This is a genomic window from Pseudomonas sp. GW821-FHT02A11 (genome assembly GCF_059421985.1).
The window spans coordinates 1-4,228 of sequence record NZ_JBWKWB010000052.1; the positions used below are offsets into that span (position 1 = coordinate 1).

Annotated in this window: 4 protein-coding genes; 3 read left to right on the forward strand and 1 reads right to left on the reverse strand. The window is 59.2% G+C overall.

From position 1 onward, the window contains the following. The first annotated feature begins 266 nt into the window (after window positions 1-266). The 3 genes from AC07V9_RS29530 to AC07V9_RS29540 all read left to right on the forward strand — a co-directional run bounded on the left by AC07V9_RS29530 (window position 267) and on the right by AC07V9_RS29540 (window position 3,085). Entirely contained in the window at window positions 267-1,637 is a 1,371-nt protein-coding gene (locus AC07V9_RS29530; protein ID WP_495019156.1) for a GntT/GntP/DsdX family permease, read from the forward strand. A gap of 413 nt (window positions 1,638-2,050) precedes the next feature. Continuing rightward, entirely contained in the window at window positions 2,051-2,326 is a 276-nt protein-coding gene (locus AC07V9_RS29535; protein ID WP_495019157.1) for a hypothetical protein, read from the forward strand. A 156-nt stretch (window positions 2,327-2,482) separates the two neighbouring features. Beyond that, window positions 2,483-3,085, forward strand: coding sequence for a LysE family translocator (locus tag AC07V9_RS29540; RefSeq protein WP_495019158.1), 603 nt, complete (start codon window positions 2,483-2,485; stop codon window positions 3,083-3,085). Between the two features lie 159 nt (window positions 3,086-3,244). Here the strand turns inward: AC07V9_RS29540 and ssuE are convergent, their stop codons facing one another. Beyond that, window positions 3,245-3,829, reverse strand: coding sequence for an NADPH-dependent FMN reductase (gene ssuE / locus AC07V9_RS29545; protein WP_495019159.1), 585 nt, complete (start codon window positions 3,827-3,829; stop codon window positions 3,245-3,247). Between the last annotated feature and the right edge of the window lie 399 nt (window positions 3,830-4,228).

Consider the following 4,228-nt stretch of genomic DNA (forward strand, 5'->3'; position numbering starts at 1 on the left):
ATTGATTTTGCTGAAGGAAGCGCTTGGCTATGAACCTGCGCAACAATTAACGCAGACATAGCCAATGAATTCGCTCCTACAGGGATCACTCGTATCTCGCTTTTAGTTGAATTCATTTAGATGAATGGATGAATGGCAGGTCGTTTCGGCCACTTTCTGAGAAAAAATCACTGCGACGACTTGCCGCATCCGGTATCGTTTGGCCATCTGAAACAAATTGTTTCAGATCATCTTTCAATAAGAATCTAACGATTAAGGGGTTGCGCTTGGATTTGTCGTCTGCTGCGTGGGTGTTTCATGACACCCGCCTGATCATCTGCTGCCTGGTCGCCATTGCCACGATTATCGTGCTGATCAGCGCCACCAAACTCCCGCCGTTTCTGTCGATCCTGGTGGGCACTTTCATCGCAGGGATAGGTGCGGGGCTGCCAGCGGAGGCGGTTGCGAAAGCGTTCAGCAAGGGCGCTGGCGGGATTCTCGGGGAGGCGGGGATCATCATTGCGCTGGGGGCCATGCTCGGCGCGCTGATGGCTGAATCGGGAGCGGCGGATCGTATTGCCTCGACCCTTCTGGGCCTGGGCAAAGGCAAGACCTTGCCGTGGGTGATGGCGTTGGTGGCGATGGTCATCGGCCTGCCGCTGTTCTTCGAAGTGGGGCTGGTGATGATGGTGCCGATCATCTTTGTGATGGCGCGTCAGTCCAATCAGCCGCTGCTGAAGATCGCGATTCCGGCATTGGCGGGCATGACCACACTGCACGCGTTGATGCCTCCCCACCCCGGTCCGCTGATCGCCGTCAGCGCGTTGCACGCCGACCTGGGCCTGACCATGTTGCTGGGTTTCTGCATCGCGGTGCCTGCGGTGATTCTGGCCGGCCCACTGTATGGCAACTGGTTGTCCAAGCGGCTGCACGTCGAGGAGCCTGCCGAGCTGGGCGAGTTGTTCTCGGCCAAATCGACAACAGGACGTCAGCCGAGCTTTGGCATTTCGCTGCTGATCATTCTCATGCCGGTGATTCTGATGCTGGGTAGCACCCTGGCCAAGATCGCCCTGGAGCCTGAGAGCAACCTTGCGCTGACCCTGAAATTCCTCGGCGAGCCTCTGGTTGCGCTGGGTATTGCGGTATTGGCGGCCACGGTTTGCCTGGGGTGGGCCAACGGTATTTCCCGCGAACACGTGGGCGGCACGCTACGCAAAAGCCTGGCGCCGATCGCCGTGCTGCTGCTGACCATCGGCGCCGGTGGCGGTCTCAAGCAGACGCTGCTCGATGCGGGTGTCAGCCAGACCATCAGTAAGGTGGCCGAGGGCGCGCACATGCCATACCTGCTGCTGGCCTGGCTGATTGCCGTGGCGCTGCGTCAGGCCACCGGTTCCGCGACGGTGGCGACCACGACGACTGCGGGCATTCTCGCGCCAATGATGGCGGGGCTGGCCCCGGTCGAGGCTTCGTTGGTGGCGCTGGTGATCGGTGCCGGTTCGGTGTTTTTCTGCCACGTCAACGACGCGGGTTTCTGGATGGTGCGTGAGTATTTCGGCTTGAAGCTCAAGCAAACGATCTGGGTGTGGTCGGTGCTGCAGACCATCGTGTCAGTGGTGGGGCTGATCGGCACATCGCTGTTGTGGCATTGGTTGGTGTAAGACTGACCCTGAGCTCGGCTCCATCCCCGTGGGAGCTTGCGGAGGTTACGACGGTGCGGGCCGCGATCGGACCAAGGCGGTGTATCAGGCACACTGCGTTCGCGGCTGTCGCACAGCTCCGGCAGCTCCTACAGGTTCGGTGGTGGTCGCCAGAATTCGGTTCACCCCAAACCCTGTAGGAGCAGTCGGAGGTTACGACGGCCGCGAATGAGTCTCGCCTGACACACCGCGTTCGCGGCTGTCGCACAGCTCCGGCAGCTCCTACAGGGAATGCTGCGTTTCTTCAGTACCGAGGTGTTTAGAATTCAGGTTCTGAAAACCCAATAGCGACTATCAAGACGACTGATTTCTGCCGGAAAGGCCCGGCGCGTAGCCTTGGCTTCATTCCAGAAACGAGCCGAATGGAGGCTCCCATGAACCGTCTTCTTGCCCTCGCCATGTTGCTTTCAGTCGCCGTTGTTTCTGGCTGTGCCGCTGGCAATCATCCTGAATTGCGTCCCTACACCGCTGAAGAAACCCATCAGCTGGCCCTCGAAGATCTCAATCGCCGTGGCCTGTCCTACGACGATTACCAGGCTCGCAAGTCGCAGTTGATGGCCCAGCCGCAGATGCAGCAAGCCCACGAATTCGACAACCGCGGCGAAGTGAACGCCGAGATCAGCACCCCGTCGAAAGCGCGTCAAGGCTGAGCGCTCTGGCTCAAGGGTTTCATCAAAACAGTTTCGTGATGCTCGATTTTTTAATGAAACTGTACGGGTAAAAGTCAGGCCCACTGTCCATGTGTTTTGGCCCACGCTTTCGATAGCGTGACAGGTAGAAATCAAACCACACCGTGGACCCGCACCATGCTGACTGCCGACCTGCTGCTTGCCTTTATTCTGTTCGCCTTCGTCTCATCGATCACCCCAGGCCCCAACAACACCATGTTGCTGTCTTCGGGCGTGAACTTCGGCTTCAATCGCACCATTCCCCACATGCTCGGCATCAGCTGCGGTTTCGCGCTGATGGTGCTGGCGGTCGGCTTCGGGTTGGGCGCGGTGTTCAAGGCGTATCCCGTGCTCTACACCCTCCTGCGTTACGCGGGGGCGGCGTATTTGCTGTACCTGGCGTACAAGATCGCCACGTCAGGGCCCGCCAGGGACAGTGACGAGAGCAAAGGCAAGCCGATGAACTTCCTCGGCGCGGCGGCGTTTCAGTGGGTTAATCCCAAGGCCTGGGTGATGGCAGTCGGCGCGATCAGCACCTACACCCCCATGAATGGCTACTTCACCAATGTCGCCGTGATTGCCCTGGTGTTCGGCATCGTGAATTTGCCAGCGGTGGGGATGTGGGCGGGGTTCGGCAGCCTGTTGCGCAACGTGCTGCGCGATCCGTTCTGGCTGCGGGTATTCAACGGGGTGATGGCGGCGTTGCTGGTGTTGTCGTTGTACCCATTGTTGGAGCACTGATTCAGTCGGACGGACGCCACGTCCGGAACATGAAACGGTGATCGAATTGTGGGAGCGAATTCATTCGCGAGCGGGTGGTACATCCGATAAAGATTCATCGGGCATCCGTACGTATCGCGAATGAATTCGCTCCCACAGGGAGATGCGTTGAGCCTGCGCTTACAGCGCCAACTTCAAATGCCCCCCAGCCTCTTTGTGCCGCGCGTTCGTGCGGTGCTGCAGTCCGAGGAAGAAATGATCCAGTCCGTCGTGCAGGCGCTGGGTCAGCAATTCATCCAGCTCACCGCCCAACGGGCTTTCGTCGGCATAGCTGATCTGACTGTCGATGGCGAACACGCCGTGCAGCACTTCCTGGCATTTGAGTGCGGACAACACAGGCTTCAAGGCGTAATCCACCGCCAGCATGTGGGCGATGCTGCCGCCGGTGGCCAGTGGCAGGACCACTTTGCCGTGCAGGGAACGCTCCGGGAGCAGGTCGAGCAAGGTCTTCAATGCGCCGGAAAACGAAGCCTTGTACACCGGCGTGCCGATCAGCAGGCCGTCGGCTTTGGCGACGGCTTCGATGAAGGCGATGACTTCGGGGCTGTCGAAGCGGGCGTAGAGCAGGTCTTCGGCGTTGAAATCCTGGATGCGGACGGTTTTGACGCCCACGCCATGATCGGTGAGCCACTGGGCGGCATGTTTGAGCACCACGCCCGAGCGGGAACGGGTCGAGGGGCTGCCTGAAATTGAAACGACCAACATCTGCTGATTCCTTTGGGGTCAGTCACCCGAGGTGCATGGGGCACCGTTCAGGCCGCGTGCAACGCGAAGGTAATGGGCGGATAGACCCTTTTGCTGTTTCAAAGCAGCATGCGTGCCAGCGGTGGAAGCGGGTCGGTTGGGGTAATGAATTCAGGTGTTTGGCTGGGGTGGATGGTTCTTGGGAGGGGCGGGGTAGGTGATGCTGGGGGTTGTAAGTGTTGATCAGGTGTTTGCTGGGCAACAGTTGAGAGCCTCTGCCTAACGGCAGAAGCGTTCCGCCTTCGGCGGGTTACTTGGAAAAGACCCCCAAGTAACCAAGGGGTTGAACTGACCCCCAAAAGTTGGACAAAAAGCGCTAGAGGCTCATGGCCTGGGTTCGAAACTGCACCGGACTCAGGC

What these genes read in the sequence shown, in the direction of transcription:
- AC07V9_RS29535 (WP_495019157.1), top strand. Translation starts at nt 2,051, where the DNA reads ATGAACCGTCTTCTTGCCCTCGCCATGTTGCTTTCAGTCGCCGTTGTT.
- AC07V9_RS29540 (WP_495019158.1), top strand. Translation starts at nt 2,483, where the DNA reads ATGCTGACTGCCGACCTGCTGCTTGCCTTTATTCTGTTCGCCTTCGTC.
- ssuE (WP_495019159.1), bottom strand. Translation starts at nt 3,829, where the DNA reads ATGTTGGTCGTTTCAATTTCAGGCAGCCCCTCGACCCGTTCCCGCTCG.